The sequence below is a fragment of the Serratia sp. 2723 genome (assembly GCF_050434425.1).
Classification (GTDB): Bacteria; Pseudomonadota; Gammaproteobacteria; order Enterobacterales; family Enterobacteriaceae; genus Chania.
Window position 1 is genome coordinate 126,241 of sequence record NZ_JBNDIN010000009.1, and the last position, 24,925, is coordinate 151,165.

18 protein-coding genes are annotated in these 24,925 nt (G+C 56.4%); 4 read left to right on the forward strand and 14 right to left on the reverse strand.

Annotation, left to right across the window (positions count from 1 at the left end; translation table 11 throughout):
- Positions 1–336 precede the first annotated feature (336 nt).
- From yegS to ABIE29_RS15195, 3 genes are all read right to left on the reverse strand, one after another.
- Positions 337–1,236 (reverse strand): lipid kinase YegS, encoded by a 900-nt coding sequence (yegS, locus tag ABIE29_RS15185; RefSeq protein ID WP_429619577.1) that lies wholly within the window; start codon positions 1,234–1,236, stop codon positions 337–339.
- 534 nt (positions 1,237–1,770) lie between these two features.
- On the reverse strand, positions 1,771–3,123 hold the full coding sequence (gene yegQ, locus ABIE29_RS15190; RefSeq protein ID WP_429619578.1) for a tRNA 5-hydroxyuridine modification protein YegQ: 1,353 nt from the start codon (positions 3,121–3,123) through the stop codon (positions 1,771–1,773).
- 181 nt (positions 3,124–3,304) lie between these two features.
- On the reverse strand, positions 3,305–3,643 hold the full coding sequence (locus ABIE29_RS15195; protein ID WP_024486176.1) for a YegP family protein: 339 nt from the start codon (positions 3,641–3,643) through the stop codon (positions 3,305–3,307).
- A gap of 344 nt (positions 3,644–3,987) precedes the next feature.
- Between ABIE29_RS15195 and ABIE29_RS15200 the strand changes: the two genes are divergently transcribed.
- Together ABIE29_RS15200 and ABIE29_RS15205 are read left to right on the forward strand one after the other, a co-directional pair.
- On the forward strand, positions 3,988–4,251 hold the full coding sequence (locus ABIE29_RS15200) for an antitoxin (protein WP_429619580.1): 264 nt from the start codon (positions 3,988–3,990) through the stop codon (positions 4,249–4,251).
- 3 nt (positions 4,252–4,254) lie between these two features.
- Complete coding sequence (locus tag ABIE29_RS15205; RefSeq protein ID WP_429619581.1) at positions 4,255–4,644, forward strand: type II toxin-antitoxin system VapC family toxin; 390 nt, start codon at positions 4,255–4,257, stop codon at positions 4,642–4,644.
- Positions 4,645–4,647: 3 nt separating this feature from the next.
- Here the strand turns inward: ABIE29_RS15205 and baeR are convergent, their stop codons facing one another.
- The 6 genes from baeR to ABIE29_RS15235 are packed head-to-tail and all read right to left on the reverse strand — an operon-like array spanning position 4,648 to position 14,393.
- Entirely contained in the window at positions 4,648–5,364 is a 717-nt protein-coding gene (gene baeR / locus ABIE29_RS15210) for a two-component system response regulator BaeR (RefSeq protein ID WP_429619583.1), read from the reverse strand.
- Positions 5,365–5,377: 13 nt separating this feature from the next.
- Positions 5,378–6,748, reverse strand: coding sequence for a two-component system sensor histidine kinase BaeS (baeS, locus tag ABIE29_RS15215; RefSeq protein ID WP_429619585.1), 1,371 nt, complete (start codon positions 6,746–6,748; stop codon positions 5,378–5,380).
- Positions 6,745–6,900 carry a hypothetical protein gene (locus ABIE29_RS15220; protein ID WP_429619638.1) on the reverse strand — a complete coding sequence of 52 codons (156 nt, stop codon included), beginning with the start codon at positions 6,898–6,900 and terminating at the stop codon, positions 6,745–6,747. Before ABIE29_RS15220 ends, baeS begins: the two co-directional genes overlap by 4 nt.
- A gap of 34 nt (positions 6,901–6,934) precedes the next feature.
- Positions 6,935–10,015 (reverse strand): multidrug efflux RND transporter permease subunit MdtC, encoded by a 3,081-nt coding sequence (gene mdtC / locus ABIE29_RS15225; protein ID WP_429619587.1) that lies wholly within the window; start codon positions 10,013–10,015, stop codon positions 6,935–6,937.
- Positions 10,012–13,131, reverse strand: coding sequence for an MdtB/MuxB family multidrug efflux RND transporter permease subunit (locus tag ABIE29_RS15230; protein ID WP_429619589.1), 3,120 nt, complete (start codon positions 13,129–13,131; stop codon positions 10,012–10,014). The genes mdtC and ABIE29_RS15230 overlap by 4 nt, the downstream gene beginning before the upstream one ends.
- Positions 13,131–14,393 carry an MdtA/MuxA family multidrug efflux RND transporter periplasmic adaptor subunit gene (locus ABIE29_RS15235; protein ID WP_429619591.1) on the reverse strand — a complete coding sequence of 421 codons (1,263 nt, stop codon included), beginning with the start codon at positions 14,391–14,393 and terminating at the stop codon, positions 13,131–13,133. Before ABIE29_RS15235 ends, ABIE29_RS15230 begins: the two co-directional genes overlap by 1 nt.
- A 272-nt stretch (positions 14,394–14,665) precedes the next feature.
- Here ABIE29_RS15235 and ABIE29_RS15240 point away from each other — a divergent pair, with 272 nt between their 5' ends.
- The gene (locus ABIE29_RS15240; protein WP_429619593.1) at positions 14,666–15,619 is read left to right on the forward strand and encodes an aldo/keto reductase; all 954 of its coding nucleotides are present in this window, start codon (positions 14,666–14,668) and stop codon (positions 15,617–15,619) included.
- A 345-nt stretch (positions 15,620–15,964) separates the two neighbouring features.
- On the opposite strand, the gene ABIE29_RS15245 is transcribed toward ABIE29_RS15240, so the two are convergent.
- Positions 15,965–16,510 carry a GNAT family N-acetyltransferase gene (locus ABIE29_RS15245; RefSeq protein ID WP_429619595.1) on the reverse strand — a complete coding sequence of 182 codons (546 nt, stop codon included), beginning with the start codon at positions 16,508–16,510 and terminating at the stop codon, positions 15,965–15,967.
- Between the two features lie 40 nt (positions 16,511–16,550).
- Complete coding sequence (gene yegD / locus ABIE29_RS15250) at positions 16,551–17,903, reverse strand: molecular chaperone (protein WP_429619597.1); 1,353 nt, start codon at positions 17,901–17,903, stop codon at positions 16,551–16,553.
- Positions 17,904–18,088: 185 nt separating this feature from the next.
- Between yegD and alkA the strand changes: the two genes are divergently transcribed.
- Positions 18,089–19,597 carry a DNA-3-methyladenine glycosylase 2 gene (gene alkA / locus ABIE29_RS15255; protein WP_429619599.1) on the forward strand — a complete coding sequence of 503 codons (1,509 nt, stop codon included), beginning with the start codon at positions 18,089–18,091 and terminating at the stop codon, positions 19,595–19,597.
- On the opposite strand, the gene ABIE29_RS15260 is transcribed toward alkA, so the two are convergent.
- The 3 genes from ABIE29_RS15260 to ABIE29_RS15270 all read right to left on the reverse strand — a co-directional run bounded on the left by ABIE29_RS15260 (position 19,565) and on the right by ABIE29_RS15270 (position 24,842).
- Positions 19,565–22,906, reverse strand: a complete 3,342-nt coding sequence (locus tag ABIE29_RS15260) for a diguanylate cyclase (RefSeq protein ID WP_429619600.1) — start codon at positions 22,904–22,906, stop codon at positions 19,565–19,567. The two genes, alkA and ABIE29_RS15260, sit on opposite strands and share 33 nt — an antisense overlap.
- Before the next feature lie 169 nt (positions 22,907–23,075).
- A complete protein-coding gene (gene mgtE, locus ABIE29_RS15265) occupies positions 23,076–24,509 on the reverse strand; it encodes a magnesium transporter (protein ID WP_429619601.1) in 1,434 nt (477 codons plus the stop codon).
- A 165-nt stretch (positions 24,510–24,674) separates the two neighbouring features.
- Positions 24,675–24,842, reverse strand: coding sequence for a YfgG family protein (locus tag ABIE29_RS15270; protein ID WP_429619602.1), 168 nt, complete (start codon positions 24,840–24,842; stop codon positions 24,675–24,677).
- Positions 24,843–24,925: the final 83 nt, after the last annotated feature.

A 24,925-nucleotide genomic window follows, 5' to 3' on the forward strand; every position in this document is an offset into this window, starting at 1 on the left:
GGCGTGTTCAGGAGCGGGAGTTAATTTGTAGCACCAACCCCTCACCCCAACCCTCTCCCACAGGGAGAGGGAGCTGATTCGGTGATGTGGTCAGGTGTAGATGTAAATTTGCAGCACGGTAAATTCATCTGAGGTTGGGAGCTGATTCGATGATGCGGTGGGGGACGGGGTGAGGTTGCCTGATATTAAATCCCTCCGTTGGAGAGGGTGTTTATACGATACAGTGGTTGAGCGCAGGATCTAATTTGTAGCACGTACTGTCCCCTCTCCTTGGGGAGAGGGCAAGGGTGAGGGGAGTGACGCCTGGCTAAAGCTTGCTCGATCTGAGCACATTGCTTATCCCAGCAGATCGCAATTTGGCGGTAAGCGGCACTCGATAGCATTAGGCAGCACCTCGATGCGGAAATTGCGACCCTTCAGCGGCTCACCATCAAGGTTAAAGGTGATTTCATGCGGCGCGGCGATTTCCAACCATGGTAATGAGGCATCGACCACGTTGCTGTTTTCCTCACCGCTGAATAGGATATTGACCAGCGTAGGTAGCAACTCTTCGGCGGTGAGCAGGCGCACCTGCAATAAACCATCGTTGATCAGCGCGCCGGGGCAAAGTTTCTGCCCACCCCCGGCCTGCCTGCCGTTACCGATGCCGATCACCAGCGCTTCTCCGGCCCAATGGAAATCTGGCCCGCGGATCTCGCAGCTGTCGGCTTTCAGCGCATCCAGGCGTAGCAACCCATGGATGAAATAAGAAACGCCCCCCAGCGCAGCCTTCAGTTTTTCCGGGGTTTCGGTGGTGATACGGGTGCCAAAGCCGCCGGTCGTCATATTGATGAAATAGCGCTCGTCATTGACTTTGGCCAGATCGATCGGCACCGCTCGGCCCTTGATGGCTAGCTGCAAGGCCAAATCTGGCTGTAGGGGAATAGCGCAGGCGGTAGCAAAGTCGTTGGCGGTGCCCTGTGGTAATATGCCGAGTATTGGGCGACATTCTGCGGGGAGCTGTGCCAATGCGGCGGCAACTTCGTTGATGGTACCGTCGCCACCACCGGCGATCACGGTTTCAACCTTCAGTTGGCTAGCCTCTTTGACGTAACGAGCGGCATCTCCCAGTTCCCAGGTGACGCGGACATGTAGGGTTTGGCCCTCATTGCGTAGCAGGCTCACCGCTGCGCGAATTTCCTCGTTGCCGGAGCTTTTACCATTGATGATAAGCAGTGCTGGTGCATATTGGTGCATTCCTGATCCTTATGGCGAAAAACGAATCGGCTGTCAAAAGGGGGGCCAGATAGGTTCCCAGTAACTAAACCCCTAACCCAAGCCGTTAACGATAAACTACAACCCGGTAACGGGCCATAAGAATATTCAGGTAATGCCGAGTTTGGCTGCTACAAGGTATTTATAGAGTCAATGCCCAATGAGGGTAATACCTTTCGCTCATGCGAATTAAGCGTTGGTATTAATGACTTAATTAATCGCTATAGAATAATTTATATATTGCAGGGAACATGGTGAGCCACTTGGCGTAATGCAAGAAATATCCTAAATAACACCAATGAAATTCTCTGCTAATTGAAATTAAAGGGGGTAAAAAAGAAAAGGCCAACCCAAGGGAGATTGGGCTGGCTAAGGAGGTGGTTCCTAGTATTGCTATGCAAATATTTTCGTTATTAGTTTTAAGCAGCCTGATAATAACCAAGCTGCGCGCTAATTGATGTGATCTGATTCTAATATTTGCCAAAAATTGCCACCCAGGCGGGTGGCGATAAAGTCTTAACCGTTCTGGCTATCGTCCTGCGGCAAATTGCGGATCAACAACGCATAATTGAGGTCGATATCCTCGGGGATCGGCAAATAAACGATATGGCCGTTGCCCGGAGCGACATCGATCGTCTCGCCCTTCTTGTTTTGCAGGCTTTCCAGAGTAAACAATATGTTACCCCCTGGCGTCATCATCTCTACGCTATCACCGACCAGGAATTTATTTTTTACATCCACCTCCGCCCAACCGTCACGGCGCACCCCGGTAAACTCCCCGACAAACTGTTGCAGTTCGGAAATGGAGGAGCCGTAATCATAGTTCTGGTGGGCATCGTGCGTATGGCGGCGCAGGAAACCTTCGGTATAGCCACGATGAGCCAGACCTTCCAGCGTGGTTAGCAGGCTAGGATCGAAGGGTTTACCGGCAACGGCATCGTCAATGGCACGGCGATAAACCTGTGCGGTGCGGGCGCAGTAATAAAACGACTTGGTACGGCCTTCAATCTTCAGCGAATGTACGCCCAACTGGGTGAGCCGCTCTACGTGCTGGATGGCTCGCAGATCTTTTGAGTTCATGATGTAGGTGCCGTGCTCGTCCTCAAACGCGCTCATGTACTCGCCGGGTTTCTGCGCTTCGGAAAGCATAAAGACTTTATCGGTTGGCGCGCCAATGCCCAGCGTCGGCTCAACGTTTTGCACCGCGATGGGCTCATGCAGATGCACGATGCTGCCGGTGTCGTCTTCTTTGCCTTCTTCTGCCTTGTACTGCCAGCGGCAGGCATTGGTGCAGGTACCCTGGTTGGGATCGCGTTTGTTGATGTAACCGGAAAGCAGGCAGCGGCCGGAATAGGCCATGCACAGTGCGCCATGAACGAAGATCTCCAGTTCCATCTCTGGCACCTGGCTACGGATTTCCGCTACTTCATCCAGCGACAGCTCGCGGGAAAGGATCACCCGCGTCAAGCCCATCTGCTGCCAGAACTTCACCGTTGCCCAGTTGACCGCGTTAGCCTGCACCGAGAGGTGAATATCCATCTGCGGGAAGGCTTCGCGTACCATCATGATCAAACCGGGGTCGGACATGATCAGCGCGTCCGGACCCATGTCGATCACCGGTTTCAGGTCACGCAGGAAGGTTTTCAGCTTGGCGTTGTGTGGCGCGATGTTGACCACCACGTAGAATCTTTTGCCTAGCGCATGGGCTTCGTTAATCCCAAGCTGTAGGTTCTCGTGGTTAAATTCGTTATTGCGTACCCGCAGGCTGTAACGCGGCTGGCCAGCGTAAACCGCATCGGCCCCATAGGCAAAGGCGTAACGCATGTTTTTCAGCGTTCCCGCCGGGGAGAGAAGTTCTGGTGTAAACATAGTGAGTCTCGGTCTGATTTCAGGTCAGCACCACGCCACCCAATGGCGCAGTGAAAGCGGGGGGATTGTAACGGCAGCCCGGCAAGAAATCAGCAATTAACCGGAAATTCTCAAGGGAGATTGATCTTCATCATCAGAAAAAACGCGCGGTAGCGGATACCGCGCGCAGGCTGGATGAGATTTATGCGCTTAAATCGCGCACGTCGGTGGTAGGGCCATTCTTGATCACCGACTGAATACCGCTTTTCGCTGCGCTATCCGAGCTGTACATCTGGCTGGTGCCAATCACCTGATGGTTTTTGGCTTTCAGCACGAAATAGGGCTTGTTGTTGCTGCTGATTTTCACTTCAAACTGCGCCTCATGAGGCGAATTGGTTTGCACGGATGCAATGCCATTTTCCGCCGAGGCTTTGCTGGCATACATCTCGCTGGAGAGAATGATCTCGCCATTGCTGGCCTTCAGATTGAAGTGATACTGCCCGTTGCTCGATTTTGTCAGCTCATAATGTCCGCTTGCCATGGTCCTGCTCCTGATTAGTGCCAATAAGTGAGATAAGTGTAGCTAATGTCTCGGCAAGCGTTTTTTTAACGGTGAAGTAATGCGTGCCGGCGCACAGAAATGGGTGGCTTTTTGTGCTCATGGTCTTGCGGGTTGGTGATAGGTTGCCCTGGTTGCCTTGGCGAATGCGTAACGGTTCGCATCGTTGGCACAAAACGTTCGACGGCAGATGATTTGGCTACCTTGAGAGGGTAGGGTGGCTGATATCCGCATTCCTTATGCGAACAAAAAACAGGCAGCTTGGCCTTGGCATCCACTCAAAATAGGCATATGCTTTGGCCTATGCCAGCGTGAGGAGGTGCAATATGGAAAGGGTCGCCAAGCTTTTTAAAAACGGTAGAAATCAGGCGGTGAGATTGCCAGTGGAATTCGAATTCGATGTCGATCAGGTTTATATTCGCCGGGATGAGCAGGGCAACGTGATCTTGTCGAAGCATCCAATGAAATTGGATTCCTGGCAACCGCTGCTGACCATGCTGCAAAATGTGGTGGTTCCTGCTGACTTCCTGACTGCTGACGATCGCCAGCAAGGGGTCGCAGAGCGGGATCCGTTCAAGGAGGAACAGTAAGTCATGTATATGTTCGACACTAACACGGTGAGCCAGCTTTTTCGTCAACATCCCCGGCTGCTTGCGGCGATGGGCCGGGTACCGCCATCGTCGGTGTGTATTTCCAGCATCACCCAGGCGGAACTGCTTTATGGCGTAGCCAAGCGGCAGAACAAGGCGCTAAAACAGACGGTGATGATGTTCCTGGACGCTGTCACCGTTTACTCCTGGGACTCTGCGGCGGCACATTGCTATGGTGTCATGCGCGCAAGCATGGAAAAACAAGGCAGACCGATGGGGGCGTTGGATCAGCTGATTGCCGCACATGCGGTAAGCCGTGGTGCAACCATAGTGACCAGCGATCGGGCTTTCTCTATGGTCGCGGAGCTTGAGGTGGAAGACTGGACTCAGTAAGCGTCACAACCCGTTGACCAGCCGGCACGGTTCGGCTTCCCAGCGATAGCCCACCCCGTAAACCGAACGGATAAATGCCTTGTCGCCGTCGATCAGTTCCAGCTTGCGGCGCAGGTTCTTGATATGGCTATCGATGGTGCGATCGGTCACCACCCGGTAATCGTCGTACAGATTGTTCAGCAGTTGTTCGCGTGAAAACACGTTGCCCGGCTGGCAGGCCAGGGTTTTCAGCAGGCGGAATTCCGCTGGTGTCAGATCCAGGATATGGCCCTGATAGCTGGCCTGAAAGCGCGGTTCATCAATATGCAACAGTGAATCATCCTCGCTAGGTTCCTGGGGACGATAGCAACGGCGCAGAATGGTTTTCACCCTGGCAACCACTTCGCGTGGGCTGTAAGGCTTGCAGATGTAGTCATCCGCCCCGATTTCCAGCCCCAGCAGGCGGTCGATCTCCTCGATTTTGGCGGTCACCATAATGACGGGGATATCGGTAAAGCGGCGTAGCTCACGGCAAACGGTTAAGCCATCGCAGCCTGGCAGCATCAAATCCAGCAAAATAAGCGCCGGTGGATGCTCATGCACCGCCGGGATCACCTCGCTGCCGTTGCTCAGCCAGCGGGTGGCGTAGCCAGCAGCCTGCAGATAATCTACCAAAAGCTGACCCAGTTTGGGTTCATCTTCCACAATCATGATCTGTAGTGGCTGATTTTGGTTTTCCATCAAACAACCTTAGTTATTCACCAGAGGTGGGGAAATCTACTGTAATGCGCACGCCGCCTAAAGGCGAGTGTTGTGCGCGGATCTCGCCACCGTGTGCTTCCACAATGTTCTGACAGATGGAGAGTCCCAACCCTGAACCGCCGCTGGCGCGGTTACGCGATCCTTCGGTGCGATAAAAGCGTTCGAAGATGAGAGCAAGCTGCTCATCGTTCACTCCTGGGGCACTGTCCTGCCAGTAAATCCGTACCGTTCCCGGTAGGCGTTCGATACCAATCTCCAGCCGACCACCGGCATCGGTATAGCGCTGGCTGTTTTCCAACAGGTTGTTGAATAACTGGAGCAGTCGGTCGGGGTCGCCAAACAGTGGCATCTGTTCTGGCAGATAGGTGACGATTTCCAACTGCTTGGCATGAAAACGTTCACGGAAGGCAGCCACTGCGATCTGCACCAGATGCACGCAATCTACGGGTAATTTACGGTAGGCGAGGGCACCGAGATCGGAGAGTGACAGTTGGTGCAGATCGTCCACCAATTTGGTGAGAGTGGAAACCTCCGCCTGTAGCGAACTTAGCGAGGCAGGTGTGGGTTGGCGAACGCCGTCTTGCAATGCTTCCAACTCGCCACGCAGTACCGCCAGCGGGGTGCGTAACTCGTGCGAAACATCCGCCATTAACGCCCGCCGCATCTGTTCGTTTTTTTCCAACGAGGTGGCAAGCTGGTTGAAATCCTGCGCCAGCCGGCCCAGCTCATCCTGGCTGCTGACCGCTACCCGAGCACTGAAATCACCCGCTGCCAGCCGATGGGTGCCGCCGACCAGGCGTTTAACCGGTGCCAGCAGGCCGCGCGACATCAGCCAGGTTACTGCCGCCGCCAACAAGGTGGATAGCCCAACGATCATCCAACTGGTGCGCCGTTGTTGGCGATCGAAATTGATGTCCGCATTGCGCGTCAGTTTTTCCGGCGGGGTCGCTACCACCCAACCGACGGTCTGATTATTGTAATGGATCGGGTGGCGGGTGCTCTCTTTAGGGATCGGGCCGGAATGACCCACCAGCCGGTTATACTGGCTGTCCACCACCCAGAATTGGGTGCGCCAACCCTTGGGGGGCAGATTGTGGCTGCTGTCGCTGTTCTGCTCAAACGAACGCATGATCTGATACACCACCTGATCGTTGTTACGCAGAAATTCCCAGTTGCCATGGCGGCGATACTGATCTTCCAACGCGTCGCCGAGCATGCTGATGCGTTGCTCATTGCTGTGCTTGATGTAATCGATAAAACCCCGTTCAAAGCTGACGCGTACGCCCCAGTGCATGGTGATCAACACCAACATGCAGGTGGCGAAGATCGCCATAAACAGCTTGCCGGTTATGCCAATTCTCATTGTGTCCTCGTGGAGCCGGTGCCCGGCTCTTTGGTCAACGTGGTATTGACGATGGTGGTATCCAACGTCTGCATAAGGAAGCCGAAAGCCACGATCCACAGCAGCCATTGCACCGAGGTGGCCCCTGGCGGGGCGCTGGGTTTGATGTTCAACTCATAGGTCCTTTATCTCCCGCATTGCTGCCGATCAGTGAGGCAGCGGCGTCAGTTTTATACCGTGACGGAACTTCATCTGTAAGCGGTCAAAGTACAGATAGATCACCGGCGTGGTATACAGCGTCAGCAATTGGCTCATCAACAGCCCCCCGGCGATGGTGATCCCCAACGGCTGTCGCAGCTCCGCCCCGTCGCCGCTGGTCAAAACCAGTGGCAAGGCACCAAACAGGGCCGCCAACGTCGTCATCATGATAGGGCGAAAACGCAGCAGGCTGGCCTGAAAGATAGCCTCACGGGCGCTGATCCCGCCGTTGCGTTGTGCATCCAGGGCAAAGTCGACCATCATGATGGCGTTCTTTTTGACGATACCAATCAACAGCATAATGCCGATTAGCGCAATCAGACTAAACGGCGCGTCAAACAGTTCCAGCGCCAATAGTGCCCCGACTCCGGCAGAAGGCAGCGTAGACAGGATGGTCAGCGGATGGATATAGCTCTCATACAAAATACCCAGCACGATATATACCGTGGCGATGGCCGCAGCGATCAGGAACAGCTGTGATTTCAGCGTTTCCTGGAACACCTGCGCGGTACCGGCAAAGGAACCTCGCACGGTGGAGGGGACTCCCAACTGCGTCATGGTCCGTTCGATGGCCGCTGTCGCCTCGGACAGGCTGCCACCGTCCGGCAGGTTGAATGAGATGGTGGAGGCTGCCGACAGCCCTTGATGGTTCACCGCCAGCGGTGCGTTGGCTGGCCGCCATTGGGCAAAGTAAGACAGCGGGATCGGCTGGCCGCTGCTGTTGATCACAAACATTTTGTCCAGCGAACTCACGTCCTGGGTATAGGGCGGAGCCACCTCCATCACCACTTTGTATTGGTTCAGCGGCTGATAGATGGTGGAAATCTGGCGCTGTCCGAAGGCGTTGTTGAGCAGGTTGTTGGCGTCGTTGACTGAAATGCCCAGCCGCGACATGGTTTCGCGATCGTAGGTCAGGTCCATTTCCGAACCTTTGTCCTGCTGATCGGAGTTGACGTCCGCCAGCTCTGGCAACGCCGCCAGTGCGGTACGGATCTTCGGCTCCCATTCGCGCAGTTCGCCAAGATCGTCGGCCAACAGCGTGTATTGATAGCTGGCGTTGGCTTGCCGTCCGCCGACGCGAATATCTTGCACCGCCATCAGGAACAGATTGGCACCCGGCTCTTGTGCCAGTTTGGCACGCAGGCGAGCGATTACCTTCTGGGCATCATCGGTGCGTTCCGACAAAGGTTTGAGGGAGATAAACATCGAGCCGCTGTTGGTACGCGAACCACCGGTGAAACCGGTGACGTTATCCACGTCCTTGTCTTCCCGCACGATCTGCATAAAATCTTGCAGTTTGCCACGCATCGCCTGAAACGAAATGCTCTGATCGGCCTGGATAAAGCCCATCAGGCGGCCGGTATCCTGCTCGGGGAAGAAGGTTTTTGGAATACTGATATACAGCCAGACGTTGAGAGCGATAGTGGCCAGGAACACTGCCAATACCCAGCGGGAATGGCCCAATACCCAGTTGAGCGAGCGGCCATAGCCCTGCTGTAAACCCAGCAACATCCGGCCAAAACCCCGAATACGCCGCTGTTCGCGCGGTGGCCGGTAGCGCAGCAGATAGGCGCACATCATCGGCGTCAGCGTCAGTGAAATCAGCAATGAAAGCCCGATCGACACCGAAAGCGTCACGGCAAATTCACGGAACAGCCTGCCTGGCAAACCGGCCATAAACAGCAAGGGGATAAACACCGCCACCAGCGATACGCTCATGGAAAGCACGGTGAAGCCGACCTCTCGCACCCCTTGCAGGGCGGCCTTGATCGGTTTCATTCCGGCCTCGACGTGGCGCGAAATGTTTTCCAGCACCACGATGGCGTCATCCACCACAAAGCCGGTGGCGATGGTGAGCGCCATCAGCGACAGGTTGTTCAGGCTGAAGCCGCACAGATACATGGCGGCGAAGGAACCGATCAGGGAAACCGGTACGGCCACTGCCGGGATCAGCGTTGCGCGGCCAGAGCGCAGGAAGATGAAGACCACCAGGATCACCAGCCCGATGGCTATTACCAAAGATTGCTCCACCTCGGCCAGCGAGGCACGGATCGTCGGCGAGCGATCCTGGGCAATACTCAGTTCGATCGAGGCGGGGATGTTCTCCCGCAACGCGGGCAACTCGGCGCGGATACGATCCACGGTTTGAATGATATTGGCGCCGGGGGCGCGGCTGATGGTCAGAATGATGGCCGGTTTGGCATTGGTCATCCCGGCGTTGCGTACGTCCTGTACCGAATCGATGACGTTGGCCACGTCGCTCAGCCGTACCGCCGCGCCATTGTTGTAGTGGATGACCAACGGCTGATAGGCCGCTGCGGTTTTCAATTCGTCGTTGGCCTGGATCTGCCAGCGCTGCTGTGGGTCATCCACCGCGCCTTGTGGGCGGCGGACGTTGGCGTTGGCGATGGTTTGCCGTACCGCATCCAGTGAAATCCCCTGATTGAACAGAGCGCCGGGATTAAGCTCCACGCGTACCGCAGGTAGGGAACTCCCGCCGACCGAGACATCGCCTACGCCTTCCGTCTGGGCAATTTTTTGCGCCAACTGCGTGGAAGCGAAGTCATACAGCTGCCCTTGGTTATGGGTATCCGAAGTCAGCGTCAGGATCATGATTGGCGCGTCGGACGGGTTGATCTTGCGATAGGTGGGGCGGCTTGGCATCCCGGTGGGCAACAGGCTTTGGGCGGCGTTAATCGCTGCCTGTACGTCACGTGCAGCCCCGTTGATATCGCGCTCGAGATCGAACTGCAGGATCACCCTGGTGCTGCCAAGAGAACTCGTCGAGGTCATTTCATTAACCCCGGCGATCCGGCCCAGGGCCCGTTCCAGCGGTGTAGCCACCGAGGAGGCCATGGTTTCCGGATCGGCGCCAGGCAAGGATGCGCTTACCAGAATGACAGGGAAATCCACCTGCGGCAGCGGCGATACCGGCAGCAGCCGAAAGCCAATCACCCCGGCGATGGTGATCGCCAGCGTCAACAGCGTCGTGGCGACCGGCCGATAGATAAACAGGGCGAAGAATTTCACGGTAGCTCCTGCGGTTCTGGCTGGCGGCGGGTATTGCGCGCCAATTTATCAAACAGCAGGTAAATTACCGGCGTGGTGAACAGCGTCAGGATCTGGCTCATCACCAGGCCACCGACCATACAGACGCCCAGCGGGCGGCGCAGCTCGGCCCCGACGCCGGTACTCAGCATCAGCGGCAATGCCCCCAGCAGCGCGGCCAGTGTGGTCATCAGGATCGGGCGAAAACGCAGCAGACAGGCCTGATAGATGGCATCAAACGGCGTCATCCCTTGCTCACGCTCGGCGGCCAGCGCAAAGTCGATCATCATAATGGCGTTCTTTTTGACGATGCCGATCAGCAAGATGATGCCGATAATGGCGATCACATCCAGTTCATGCCCAGAGAGCATCAGTGCCAGCAGCGCACCGACACCGGCGGTTGGCAGGGTCGAAAGAATGGTCACCGGGTGGATAAAGCTCTCATACAGCACGCCCAGCACGATATACATCGCCACCACCGCCGCCAGGATCAGCCACAGCGTGCTGCCAAGCGCAGCCTGGAACGCCAGCGTGGCCCCCTGGAACTGGGTGGTGATGTCTTTGGGCATGTTGAGGTCTTTCTCAGCCTGAGTAATGGCCTCTACCGCTTCCCCGAGCGAGTAATTAGCGGCCACGTTAAACGACACGGTGGCCGACGGGAACTGATCGAGATGGTTGATCGACAGCGGGGCGAAGCGCTCTTCTATTTTGGCGATGGTGCTTAACGGCACTATGGTGCCGGTGCTGCTGGTCAGGCGGATATCGTTTAACGCGGAAAGCCCCGGGGTACTGGAGACATCATGCTCCAACACCACCCGATATTGGTTGGCCTGGGTGTAAATGGTCGAGATCAGGCGCTGACCGAAGGCGTTATACAATGCGCTGTCGACATCGCTCATGGTGATGCCAAGGCGCGAGGCCGAGTCTCGATCCACATTCACATAGGCCACCAGCCCCTGATCCTGCCAATTGCTGGTCACTTCGGCCAGTTGCGGTACCTGCTGCAATTCAGTCATCAGCTTTGGCACCCACAGGCTGAGTTCATCCAGTGACATAGCCTGGAGGGTGAACTGGTACTGAGTGCGGCTCACCTGCGTATCGATGGTCAGATCCTGCACCGGTTGCAGATACAGCTTCACGCCGGGGAACTGCGCCGTCTGTTGTTGCAGGCGGGTAATGATCGCCGGGATGCGATCGCTTCGCTCGCTCAGCGGTTTAAGGTTGATCTGTAAACGGCCGCTGTTGAGCGTGGCGTTGCTGCCGTCCACGCCGACAAAGGACGTCAGGCTCTCTACCGCCGGATCCTTGAGGATTTCGGCAGCAACCTGCTGTTGACGTTCGGCCATGTTACTGAATGAAACGCTCTGTGGCGCTTCCAGCGTGCCCTGAATGATGCCGTTATCCTGCACCGGGAAGAAGCCTTTCGGCATCAGCAGATACAGCAACACGGTCAGCGCCATGGTGCCGAAGACGACGCCTAACGTCAGCCACTGGTGGTTCAGGACCACTTTCAACCAGACGCCATATTGGGCGATCACCTGGTCAAAGAAACGCTCGGAAGCACGGGAGAAACGGTTTTGTTTGCGCAGCGATTCATGGCTAAGCATCCGGGCGCACATCATCGGCGTCAGCGTCAGCGACACCAGTGCGGAGATCAGGATCGCCACTGCCAATGTCACCGCAAACTCGCGGAACAGACGGCCGACGATATCGCCCATAAACAGCAGAGGGATAAGCACTGCCACCAGCGAGAAGGTCAGCGAGATAATGGTAAAGCCGATCTCACCGGCCCCTTTCAGCGCCGCGTCGAGCGGTTTTTCGCCTTTTTCGATATAGCGGGAGATGTTCTCGATCACCACGATGGCGTCATCCACCACAAAACCGGTGGCGATGGTCAGTGCCATCAGCGTCAGGTTGTTGATGGAGAAATCGAGGAAATACATGGCGGCAAAGGTGCCCACCAGAGAAAGCGGTACCGCCACGCTCGGGATAATGGTGGCGGGAACGTTACGCAGGAAGACATAGATCACCATGATGACCAGGGCGATCGCCAGCAACAGCTCAAACTGTACGTCGCTGACCGAGGCCCGGATGGTGGTGGTGCGGTCGGTCAGCACCTTCACATCTACCGACTTTGGCAGGCTCTTGATCAGCTCTGGCAGCATCTCGCGGATGCTGTCGGCGGTGGTGATGACGTTGGCACCCGGCTGGCGCTGAATATTCAGCACGATGGCCTGGTCTTTATTGGCCCATGCCGCCAGGCGGTTGTTCTCCGCACCTTGCTCAATGGTGGCAATATCTTGCAGACGGATAGCCGCGCCGTTCTGATAGGCGATAATCAGTTGGCGGTAATCCTCAGCGGTTTTCATCTGATCGTTGGCAGAGAGCGTGACCGAACGCGTCGGGCCATCCAGGCTACCTTTGGCCGAGTTGACGTTGGCGTTACTGATGGCGGTGCGAATGGTTTCGCTATCCAGCCCATAGGCGGCCACCGCCGTGGCATTGAGCTTCACCCGCACGGCCGGGCGCTGGCCACCGGAAATGGTGACCAGCCCGACCCCGGTCACCTGAGAAATCTTTTGCGCCACCCGGGTTTCCACCATGTCTTCTACCTGGGTCATCGGCATGGCACTCGAGGTGACGGCCAGCGTCAGGATCGGCGGATCGGCCGGGTTAACCTTGCTGTAAATCGGCGGGTAGGGCAGATCGTTGGGCAGCAGGTTGGTAGCAGCATTGATGGCAGCCTGTACTTCCTGTTCGGCAACGTCCAGCGGCAGTTCAAGCTGGAATTGCAGGGTGATCACCGAGGCGCCACCGGAACTCTGCGAGGCCATCTGCTTAAGGCCGGACATCTGGCCGAACTGGCGCTCCAACGGCGCGGTGATCGCCGAGGTGACGACATCCGGGCTGGCTCCCGGGTAAAGCGTGACGATCTGGATCGTTGGGTAATCCACCTCCGGCAGGGCGGAAACCGGCAGCGAACGATAGCCAATGATCCCGGCCAGCATGATAGCCAGCATAAACAGCGTGGTGGCTACCGGGCGAAGAATAAACAGGCGGGAAGGCCCACCGCCGCTATGGGGGGACAGCGACTGCATCAGGAATTCCCCTGAGGTTTAGCGCGGTGTTTCGGTTGTTCTGCATTCGGGGTGGCCGCCGTTGTATGAGGGGCCACCACTTCAACCTGCATGCCTTCGGTCAGGCGGTCGATCCCATCGGTAACGACGCGGTCACCCGCATTGACACCGGCGCTAATCACCACCTGCTGGCTATCCTGAATACCGGCGGTAACCCGATGTTTGCTGACCTTATTGTCTGTGCTCAGCAGCCAGACGAAGTTGCCTTCGTTGCCCATTTGCAGTGCGGCGGTAGGGATCACCACCGCATTTTGCAAGGTGGCGACTTTCAGCCGGGCGTTAACGAACTGATTCGGGAACAGCGCATCGTCCTGATTGTCGAAGCGAGCCTTCAGTTTGATGGTGCCGGTGGCGGTATCGATCTGGTTATCCAGGCTCAATAACTCGCCGGTGGTTAACAACTGCTGGTTGGTGCGGTCCCAAGCCTCGACGTTCACCGGGCCAGCTTTCTGCGCTTTGACCAGATCGGCGATATTGCTCTCCGGCAGGGTGAAGACCACATCGATCGGATGCGTTTGGGTGATCACCACGATGCCGGTAGTGCTGCCGCTGGCGATGTAATTGCCCACATCAACCAGCTTAAGCCCCACGCGGCCATCAATCGGTGCGGTGATCTTACTGTAGGTTATTTGCAGTTTGGCGCTGTCCACCGCCCCTTGGTCGGCCTTGATCGCCCCTTCGGTCTGACGAACCAGCGACTCCTGGGTATCCAGCTCCTGGCGCGATACCAGGTTGGTTTTCGCCAACTGTTGGTAACGGGCGAGGTCACGTCTGGCATTGGCCAACGTCGCCTGATCTTTGGCTAATTGCCCCAGAGCCTGAGTTAATTGCACTTCGTAAGGGCGTGGGTCGATCTCAACCAGCAGGTCTCCCGCCTTGACCTGTTGGCCTTCGGTAAAGTGGATCGCCATCAGTTGGCCATCGACGCGGCTGGTGACGGTCACGGTGTTGGCTGCGGTGGCGGTGCCCAATCCCGAGAGGAAACGCGGCACGCTCTGCACTGTGGCGGTGGCGGCCTGTACCGGAGACATCGGGGCCCCTCGTCTACCACCGGCTCTGCCTGCGCCTCCTGTTGGGCCTGAACCTGCCTGGTGCGCACCTGGCGCTGCATCGGTAGCCTGTGGCGCGCTAAAGTGACGCCAGATCAGAATGGCGGCAAGCACCACGATAACTATGGCTAGCAGGCGCAGGAGCAGTGAGCGGCGTTTGGGTTTTGTATTCATGGCGTTGGGCATTCTCTCCAGAGACAGTCGTGCGGGCAATCAGTTGCCAAAAGTGATACTCCTTACAGGATACTAGTTTAGCGAGCCGTCACGGTGTAAAAATGAAGGAAATATGGAGGAAGCGTCAGGTTTATCGGCGGAGAATGTATATTTAATCCAAACAACGCTTAGCTAGACATTTTCTGACATATGACCGATTCGTTTTAGCGTTCCAGCCGTTTTCGCGCTAATAATTTAGGGCGAATTTATTCTTTTCCTTCAGGAGCCACATCATGAGCAAGAAACCGTTGGGCCGTTCAGGCATTCAGGTCCCGCAACTGACCTTTGGCGGCAACGTATTTGGCTGGACGGCAGACGAAGCCACGTCTTTCAGCCTGCTGGATGCTCTGGTAGCCAATCAGCTGAATTTTATCGATACCGCCGACGTCTATTCGAGCTGGGCACCGGGCAATCAAGGCGGTGAATCAGAAACGGTGATTGGCAACTGGCTGAAGAAAAGCGGCAAACGCGACCAGGTGATCATCGCTACCAAGGTGGGTAAACCGATGGGGGAAGGCAAGCAAGGCTTGTCACCACGCTATATTCGTCAGGCCGTAGAGGATTCGTTGCGCCGCCTGCAAACCGATTATATCGATCTTTATCAGTCCCATGATGACGACCAGGACACCCCGCTGGCGGAAACCCTGGCGGCGTTTGATGAACTGATCAAGGCCGGGAAGGTGCGAGCCATTGGCGCTTCCAACTATCAGGCAGACCGGCTGGTGGAAGCGCTGAAAGTCAGCGAGCAAAACGGGCTGGCACGCTATGAAACCCTGCAACCGGAATATAATCTGTATGCCCGTGAAGGCTATGAGCAGGCGCTGGAAGCGGTGGTGCAGCAACAGGGGTTGGGGGTGATCAACTTCTTCTCGCTGGCCAGCGGTTTCCTCACCGGCAAATATCGCAGCGCACAGGATGTGGGCAAGAGCCAGCGCGGGGACACAATCGTATCGCGCTATCTTAATCCACGCGGTTTCCGCATTCTGGCGGCGCTCGATCTGTTGGCAGAGAAGCACCAGACCACACCTGCGCAGATCTCGTTAGCCTGGCTGATTGCTCGGCCAAGTATCACCGCACCAATCGTCAGCGCCACCTCGTTAACCCAGTTGGATGAGTTGGTGAGTGCCACACGGCTGCAATTGGCTGCCGAGGATATCAAGACGCTGGATGAGGCAAGTGCCTGGTAAGTTTCTGCGATGCCCCTCACCCCAACCCTCTCCCACAGGGAGAGGGAGTTGGAGTGGTGATGATTTATATAATTTTCAATCACCTAGGATTTTCTGGTCTGGATTGTGTTGCGGTCAGACGCAGGCGCCAAACTGTGGCACGTTAAGTCCCCCCACCTCCCTCAGGGAGAGGGAGTTAGAGTGGTGATGATTTATATAATTTTCAATCACCTAGGCTTTTCTGGTCTGGATTGTGTTGCGGTCAGACGCAGGCGTCAAACTGTGGCACGTTCAGTCCCCTCTCCCTTTGGGAGAGGGTTAGGGTGAGGTGATATCAATTATTATTCAATAAGTTACAATCGTACTTCATTTGTTTGGCGACAGTTTACGATATAACACATGCTTGCGCAGCGGGTGGCCCAGAGGTAAACGGGGATGCTCGAAGGTTTCACCGCTGAAGGTCATCCCGATGCGCTCCATCACTCGGCGGGAAGGGAGATTAATTTCAGCAGTAAAGGACACTACTTCTGACAGTTGCAGCCTATTAAAAGCGATATCCAGCGCGCAACGGGCCGCTTCGCTGGCATAGCCTTGGCCCCAATGCTCCTTCGCCAACCGCCAGCCAATTTCCACGCAGGGCGAGCAGGGCAAATCGTCGCCAGGAATGGCTAGCCCCACAAAGCCGATAAAGGCGGCTTGATGCTTCACCTCGACGGCCCACAATCCCCAGCCGTGTTGTTGCATAAATTGGCGGATGCGATTGGCCTGAGCGTCGCTTTCAGCGTGGCTTAGCGTTGTCGGGAAGTATTTCATCACCTCTGGGGCGCTATTGAGCGCGGCAAAGGCGGGCAGATCGCTATCTTGCCAACCGCGCAGCAGCAATCTGGGTGTTTCACCAGTGATGATAGCCATAATGCTCCATTGTCAGGGGCGTTAGCCGCCCCTGCGTTAATCAACGAAACAGCGTCTGTGCCCAGCGTGCCAACCCGGCGGTGACCGAGCCAAAATCGTTGCCGCCGACGATCGGGATCCCCGGCAACTGCTGTTGCAGTGCGGTTCGCAGCAGCGGTGAGCGTGCGCTACCACCGGTCAGGTAAATGACCTGCGGCGTGCTTTGGCTGGTGGCCAGGGCGGCGCTAACCTGTTCCTGAATACGCAGCAGAGGTTGGGCAATGGCATCGGCCAACTGCTCCTGGCTGATCATCTCTGCCAGTTCCGGCTGCACAAAATCCAGTTGGGCGCTGATGCTTGTCTGACCCGATAGCGCGATTTTACTCTCTTCCGCCGCACGTACCAGCCGATAGCTCAGGCGCTGTTGATGGACTTTCAACAGACGTTTCACCTTCTCGGGTTCGGCAGCGTCGCGGATCAGATCGCGCAGCATACGGCCATTGGCCGTGCTGTAGAAATCGATTTGGGCCGGGACATCGTTGGTCGCTACCGCGTTCCAGTAAGGCAATGCAGGCATGGCGATGCCTTTCTCGGTTTCACCGCCCATACCGAACAGCGGCATCAGCTGTTTGAATGCCAGCATGATATCCAGATCGTTACCGCCCACGCGGCATCCGCTGTGCCCCAACAGGCTCTGTTGGCGATCGGCACGATCGCGCCATTGTGGCCCCATCAGCAGCACCGAGCAGTCGGTGGTTCCGCCGCCGATATCGACCACCAGCACGGTTTTCTCTTCATTTAACGTCGCTTCAAAGTCCAGCCCGGCGGCAACCGGCTCGAACTGGAACTCGATCTCTTTGAAACCGGCCCGTTGTGCGGCGCGGTGCAAAATCCCCTGCGCCTGTTGGTTAGCCTCTTCACCGCCGGTACCCTGGAAGTTGATCGGGCGGCCAATGACGGCCTGATCGATGCTGGTTTGTAACACGCCTTCCGCCTGGCGCTTGATGTGGAACATCATGGCGCACACCAGATCTTCAAATAGCGCAATCTGTTGCGGCTTCAGGCCGTTAGCCCCCAGGAAGGATTTCGGCGAGCGGACAAAATACACATCTTCCGGATCTTCGATGTAGTGGGCCAGCGCCTGCAGGCCGAACAGCACGCTGTCGCCGTTGACCGGAATATCTTCCTCGCGGTTGAAGGTAATGGCGCGGCGCAGCAGTTGCTGGTTTTCCTCGCTGCCGGTTGGCACCTGCCAGTGGCGATGCAGGCACTCACTCACCGCCTCACGCGTCGGTGCGCACAGCATCGAAGGGAGATAGGGGTCGTTGTTCTCCAACGTCAATAATTCAGGACCCTGCTCGCGCATAACGGCGACAGAGCAGTTGGCAGTGCCATAATCGAAGCCAATAAACATTTTTTGTTCCCCATGCCGATGAAGGGGGGCGACTTTACCCGAGACGGGTCTGCCGAGCAACGAGTGGGTCGCTAACTGGCGAAAAATTTAGCGGCAATCGCGGCGTCATGGTTAACTTGATGGTAGCGATGTCAAACAGGTTAATGTCCGATTCCCGCACGTCAGCCACAGGTCCGAGCGCCATAATGAACAAAAAACTGACTCCGAGCGATACCATGAAGAATCAACAACAGGCGCTGTATAGTGCGCTGAGTGCGCGTGACCGTAAGTTTGATGGACGATTTTTTGTCGGTGTCTCCTCTACCGGTATCTATTGTCGGCCAGTATGTAGCGCCCGCACGCCGAAAATCGAAAACTGTACGTTTTACCCCAGCGCCGCCGCCGCCGAACTGGCCGGTTTTCGCCCCTGTCTGAAATGCCGCCCCGAATTGGCACCAGGGCTGGCGCTGATCGATCTGGGTAATCGCTATGCTCAGGTTGCGGTCCAGTTGATCGAACAGGGTTATCTTTCAGAGCACAACTGTGAACAGCTGGCTACCCGCCTGGGGATTTCCGATCGCCATCTGCGACGCATTTTTGCCGAGCAGTTCGGCGCTTCCCCCATTGATTACGCCCAGTCGCACCGTCTGTTGCAGGCCAAACGGCTGCTGGCGGATACCGATTTGCCCCTGAGCGAGGTGGCGTTTGCCGCCGGGTTTGGTAGCCTGCGGCGTTTCAATGAGTTGTTTAAAGCCCGTTATCGCCTGATCCCTTCGGCATTACGCAGCACTGCTGGCTGTAGTGAGCGTGCCGCCACCAGTGGGCTGGTGTTTCATCTGGGGTATCGGCCTCCCTATGATTGGCCGAGAATGTTGGGGTTCTTACAGGCACGTGCGGTCAGCGGTGTGGAAAGCGTTGCCGGTCAACAATACAGCCGTTCGATCACGGTGGAACAGGGCGGCGTTGAATATTGCGGTTGGGTGAGCGTCCTGCCGGAAGAGGCGCGAAACCGGGTGCGGGTGGAAATAGCCCCATCGCTCGGCCGAGTGACGACCGAAGTCCTGCGGCGCATTCGCCAACTGTTCGATCTGGATGCCGCACCGGACCGCATTTGCGAGGCGTTAGGCGCGCTAGCGGCGGATGCGCCCGGTTTACGTTTGCCAGGCTGCGTCAGCAGCTTTGAGCAGGCTACGCGTGCGGTGTTGGGGCAGTTGGTCAGCGTCAAGATGGCGGCTACCTTTGCCGGACGGATGGCCGAACGCTGGGGAACGGCGCTGGAGCCGCCGTATGGCGATATCACTCATGTTTTTCCGCAGGCGGCGCGGATCGCCCAGCTGCAACCGGAAGAGCTGCGCCCATTGGGCGTACAACTGAAGCGTGCGGCGGCGCTGGTTGAAATGGCACGCAGGGTGACAGAAGGGCATTTGCAACTGGATAACGTGCTGGATATCGAAAAGGGTATCAAAGAGTTAACCGCACTGCCGGGGATAGGCAGTTGGACCGCCAGCTATATTGCTATGCGGGCCTGGTCATGGCCGGACGTTTTTCTGGCGGGGGACTATCTGATCAAACAGCGTTTCCCCGGCATGACGCCGCGCCAGATTGAGCGCTATGCCGAACGTTGGCGGCCTTGGCGTTCCTACGCCACCTTGCATCTGTGGCATAACGATCGTTGGGCCCCCTCAGTGAATACCGAAATAGCCGCCGCTGAGTAAATCGCTCAGCGGTAGTTCCAGCGCAACGGTGTCACCGTCTACCAGATCGACCCCGATGGCCGTCAGCGCACTTAGCGTAACCTGTTGATGTGCTGGCCCAGCCAGGGTTTGGGCATTTACGCGATGCGCTGCACCATGGATCATCGAAACCATCAGCTCATCCATTTGGTTGCAGTGGACGTCGGTGATAAAACGCTCGTCGATGCGGATGTAATCGATCGTTTGGCTGTTTAACTGATCGAAGGTGTTCAGGTTACGGCCAAAACCATTGACGATCAGCTTGCAGCCCATTTGCTGCAAACGGCGGATAAAGGCACCGCCATCCTCTGGGTGATCGAGCACGATAGTCTCGTCCACCATCAGATACAGCGCGCTGGCCGGTAGCACGGAAGCCGCCAGTGACTCCAGCAAATAATTTTGAAAATCAGGATCTAGCACGCTATCTGTGGCCAATGGCAGCGCAATGGCCAGCCCCTTGCGGCGTAGAGCTTCGGCGTGTCTTTTCAGTACCTGGCTTACCAACCAGCGATCGACGTCCGGCAGCAGACCGTAGAGCTGGGCGGCGGCGAGATAAGACTCAGAGGCCAGCAGACGATCATCGGGTGGGCTAACGTGCAGCTTTAACTGATAAAAACAGACCGCCTGTGGCGTTTTAGGCGGCGAGGCTGCCCTGACGTGTAACAGCAATTGCTGATTATCGATAATGTTCAGCACTTCCTGGCGCGTTAGCAGCTCATGCTGGCGCTCCATCTGCTGTTTTTGCCGGACTTCATAGATATAAACCTGACCACGGCCATGGTGCTTGGCGGTATAACAGGCGATATCGGCCTGTGCCAATAGCTCGCTGCTCTTGCCGCTGGTGGCCCCGATTTGTGTAATACCGGCGCTGGCGCCGACATGATAAATCTTGCCTGCCCAGCAGAATGGATGTTCGCCGATCTGCTCGATCATCTGTTGCATCAGCAGCTTGGCCTGTTCCAACGAACAGTCGAACAGGATTAGGCCGAATTCGTCGCCGCCGAGGCGTGCCAGGCAGTCGCTGTTACGTAGCTGGCGTTGCATCAACTGGCCAATCTCCCTGAGCAAGGCGTCGCCTGCCGCATGTCCGGCACTGTCGTTAACCGCCTTGAATCTGTCGAGATCGAGGAACACCAGCGAGTGCTGTTGCTGGTGATCGACCGCGCTGGCAACAGCGCCCTTCAGCCGCTTTTCGAAGCTGGTGCGGTTTTTCAGGTTGGTCAGCGCATCATGTGAGGCGTTGTAGCTGAGCTTTTTCATCAGTTCCCGCGAGGCGCTGACGTCCTGCAATACCATCACCGTCCCCATCACCTCGCCCTCGATGGTTTTCAGCGGCGATACCGATTCCTGTACGTCGAAGCGGCGGCCGTCGCGGCTATGCAGTACCAGTGCGTATTCCGCTGGCAGGGGGGGACCCTCTTGCAGACAGTTTTGCACCGGATTTTCTATCTCTGGGCCATCCTGGCCGTTGGTCATCCGCACCACGCCGTTGATCGGCATACCGAGTGCCATCTCCAGCGGCCAACCGCACATCTGTTCGGCTACCGGGTTCATAAAGGTGATGCGCATTTCGCGGTCGGTGGAGATCACCCCTTCGCCAATGGCGTCCAGCGTAATGTGCAAACGTTCCTTCTCTTCATGCAGCGCTTCGGCCAGCGATTTGATTTCCGTCATGTCGATATTGGTACCGATCATCCGCTTCGGCTCGCCGTGCTCATCGAAAATGGTATTACCCTGGGCGCGAATATGGCGTACTCCCCCCAATCGGGTCTTGATGCGGAACTCCATCACAAACGGCCGGTGCTGCTCGGTGAGCGTCGCCATCTGCCGCCCGATGCGTTCGCGATCCTCTTCCAGCAGCAAAGAGCTCCACAGTGCGAGGGTGGGAGTTTGATCCGGTGCCAGTTCGTACAGCTCAAACATCCGTTTGTCCCAGGTGAGTTTATCTCCGGCCAGCATCCATTCCCATACGCCGATCCCACCGGCCTGGTTGGCTAGCGTTATGCGTTCCACCAGGCTGCGATTCTCCGCTTCGGTACGTTTTAGTTCATTGATATCTTCTACTTGAGAAATAAAGTACAGCGGTTGGCCCTGCGGATCGCGCACCAGGGATACCGCCAGCAGTGTCCAGACGCTCTCACCGTCGCTGCGGATATAGCGTTTTTCCATGGTGTAGCTGCTGATGTGGCCATCAAGCAGATCTTGTAACTGTGTCAGGTCGGCATTTAAATCATCGGGGTGGGTGATTTCTTGAAACGTCAGGCGGCGCAGGGTTTCAGGGGTATAGCGTAGTAGTTTGCACAGCGCCTGATTGACCTGTAACCACTTCCCTTCCGGCGATACCAGCGCCATGCCGATGGCCGAATATTCTAACGCATTACGAAAACGTGCTTCGCTTTCCACGATATGCTCTTTTTCCACCCGGAAAGCATGCATCACCATCGCCATGGAGTGGGCCGGGATCAGGATCAACATCAGCGGCAGGTAGATTTCCACATCGCTTAAAAACGTCCCTCTATCCTGAAAATGCACCAGCCCGAACGAGATCATCACCGTAATCGTCAGGGTAGTGGTAAAACAGATGATAAAGGCTTCGAGCCGCTGCAGGCTGATCGCTGCCCACAGCAACGGCAGGATAACAAAGGTAAACGGGAAGGGCAGGTTGACCAGCGCCAGATAGCTGAAGGTCAGCGTTCCCAGCAATACCAGCAGCAGTTCGAACAGGTTTAGCGTTCTTAACATGGAGCGGCGATAAACCAGCCCAATCGGCGCCAAAGCCAGTACGCCGATCGCCTCGGAAATAAACCAGGTGCTGAAAGGCTGCCAAAAGGTTTCCCCTGGTGTGGGCGCCACGGTGGCCGCCAGCAATGCGCTGAACATGGGTGTGAAGATCACGGCGCAGAAAACAAATTTCAGCCAGCTTGCCAAGCCGTTTAACGGATCGTCTGGCAGCAGTATTCGCCGTAATAGCAGGGTACAGACGGTGGCTTCCAGCAGGTTAATCAGCGTGAGTTTGACCGGGAACCAACTGAGGCCGAATAGCACGAAACTGGCAATACACATGCCTATCCCGCTGAAGAGCAAGTGCAATGGCCAATTGCGCGGTGGCAGGTGGAACATCAGCATAATGACGGCGGCAGTCGGGAACCACAGCGGGGTAAAGTGGCTGGATTCTGCAGACAGTTTCAGGCACAGGTAGGCCAGCAGAAACACAATCAGTGCGCTCAGCAACGAGTGGGTGAACAAGGTACCTTTAGCTTTGAGTGGGTGTTGCGCTGCGCTGAGATCCATCGGTAACCTTCACTGTGTGCTATTGACCACGAAAACCTGCCGCCATTTTACTCACCAGGGAGAGTTCAGGGAGCGAGTAATACCTACCCAAGTATATACTTGTCTTGTTACAAGCCACAGTGTTACGCACAACTTGGCTCTGTTCTGATCTACCTATCGGTGACACGGGTTAAAGCAGGAACACGGTCGCCAGCCCCAGAAAGATAAAGAAGCCGCCGGTATCGGTCAGGGCGGTGATCAGTACGCTGGAGCCGACTGCAGGATCGCGACCCAGTTTGAGCATGGTCATCGGTATGATCACCCCCATCAGCGCGGCGACCAGCAGGTTGAGCATCATGGCCAGCGTCATCACGCCCCCCATCGCCAGATCGCCATACAGCAGATAGGTGACCAGCCCCATGATGCCCCCCCAGACAACCCCGTTGATGATGGCTACGCCCAGTTCTCTGAACAACAGGCGCGAAATATTGCCCTCTTCAATCTGATGCAGCGCCAGCGCGCGCACGATCATGGTAATGGTCTGGTTGCCGGTATTGCCGCCGATACCCGCGACGATGGGCATCAAGGCGGCCAGCGCCACCAATTGTGAAATGGTGTGTTCAAACAGGCCAATGACCCTGGAGGCGATAAAGGCGGTACAGAGGTTGATTGCCAGCCATGCCCAACGGGTTTTCACCGCCTTGCTGACCGGGGCAAACACGTCTTCTTCCGGGCTTAACCCGCCCATACGACGTAGCGTGGTGTCGCTCTCTTCGTTAACTACGTCAACGATTTCTTCGATGGTTAACCGCCCCATCAGTTTGCCTTTGGCATCGATCACCGGTGCGCTGATCAGGTCATAACGTTCGAACGCGCTGGCCGCAGCTTCGGCTTTGTCTTCCGGCTGGAAGGTGGTGGGATCGCTGTCCATCACCTTAAACACCGGGGTTTGCGGATCGTTAAGCAGGATCGCGGTCAGCGGCAGTTCGCCTAACAGGGTATTTTTGCGATCGGTGACGAACAGTTTATCGGTGGCGTCCGGGATGGTTTTGCGTTGACGCAGGAAGCGGTGTACGGCCCCCAAAGAGACATCCGGGCGTACCGAGACCAGTTCGAAATCCATCATCCAGCCGACGGTATCCTTGCCGTAATGCACCATCTCGCGCACCTGCTCACGCCGATCTGGCTCCAGTGAGGTCAGCAGGCGTCCCATCAGGTTACGTGGCAGGTATTGCGCCAGATAGGCCTGTTCATCGACATCCAGGGTTTTGATCGCCTTGAGCAGGTCTTTATCGCTCATCTCTTCGATCAGGCTATCCCAGACGGGCTCGGCCACTTCCACCAGGGTTTGGCCGCGCTTGTTGTTATCCACCAGCCGCCACAGCGCCAGACGTTCATCTTGTGGCAATGCTTCCAGCAGGTCCGCCAGGTCAGCGGCGTGCATATCTTGCAGCAGGTGGGTGATTTCGGCGGTATGATTAAGCAGCTCGCCTTCGCTAAGTTGTTTCTCATCCCCTGAGCGGCCAAGAATGCCGTCAACCAAAGGGGCATTATTTAACAACAGGCTAAGAATGCGCTGACGATACTCAGCGACTTTTTTGACATTATGTGTTGCGGTGGACATGGAATTCCTTAACGCTGACTTGGCACACCGGGTTCCTTTTAGACTATCTTTAAAAGATAGAGCATAGCGGCTGTTGGCGTGATTTTTATCAATCTGATGGTGCAGGGTCAGCAGCTTTGGTGTGCCAGTGACTCAGGGTGACGGTCGCTTGGTGGGGCAGGATAATCACCGATTATCCACGCGGGTTTCCTGGTTCTGCGGTTCAGGCAGCGATCTTTTTTCCTGATGATGGGGGATAGCGGCAATGGCGGCATATAGCAGGCGACCGACTAGAATGATGAAACTGATCAGCAGCACTACTTTGGTCATGCGTCCGGTCGCGGTCTTTTTCATGGTTCATTGAGCCCGTCGGTTTTTCCCATTGGCATTGTTCAAGCTTCCTGTTGGGGGCTGCCGCTGGAAAATGATGGTGGCGA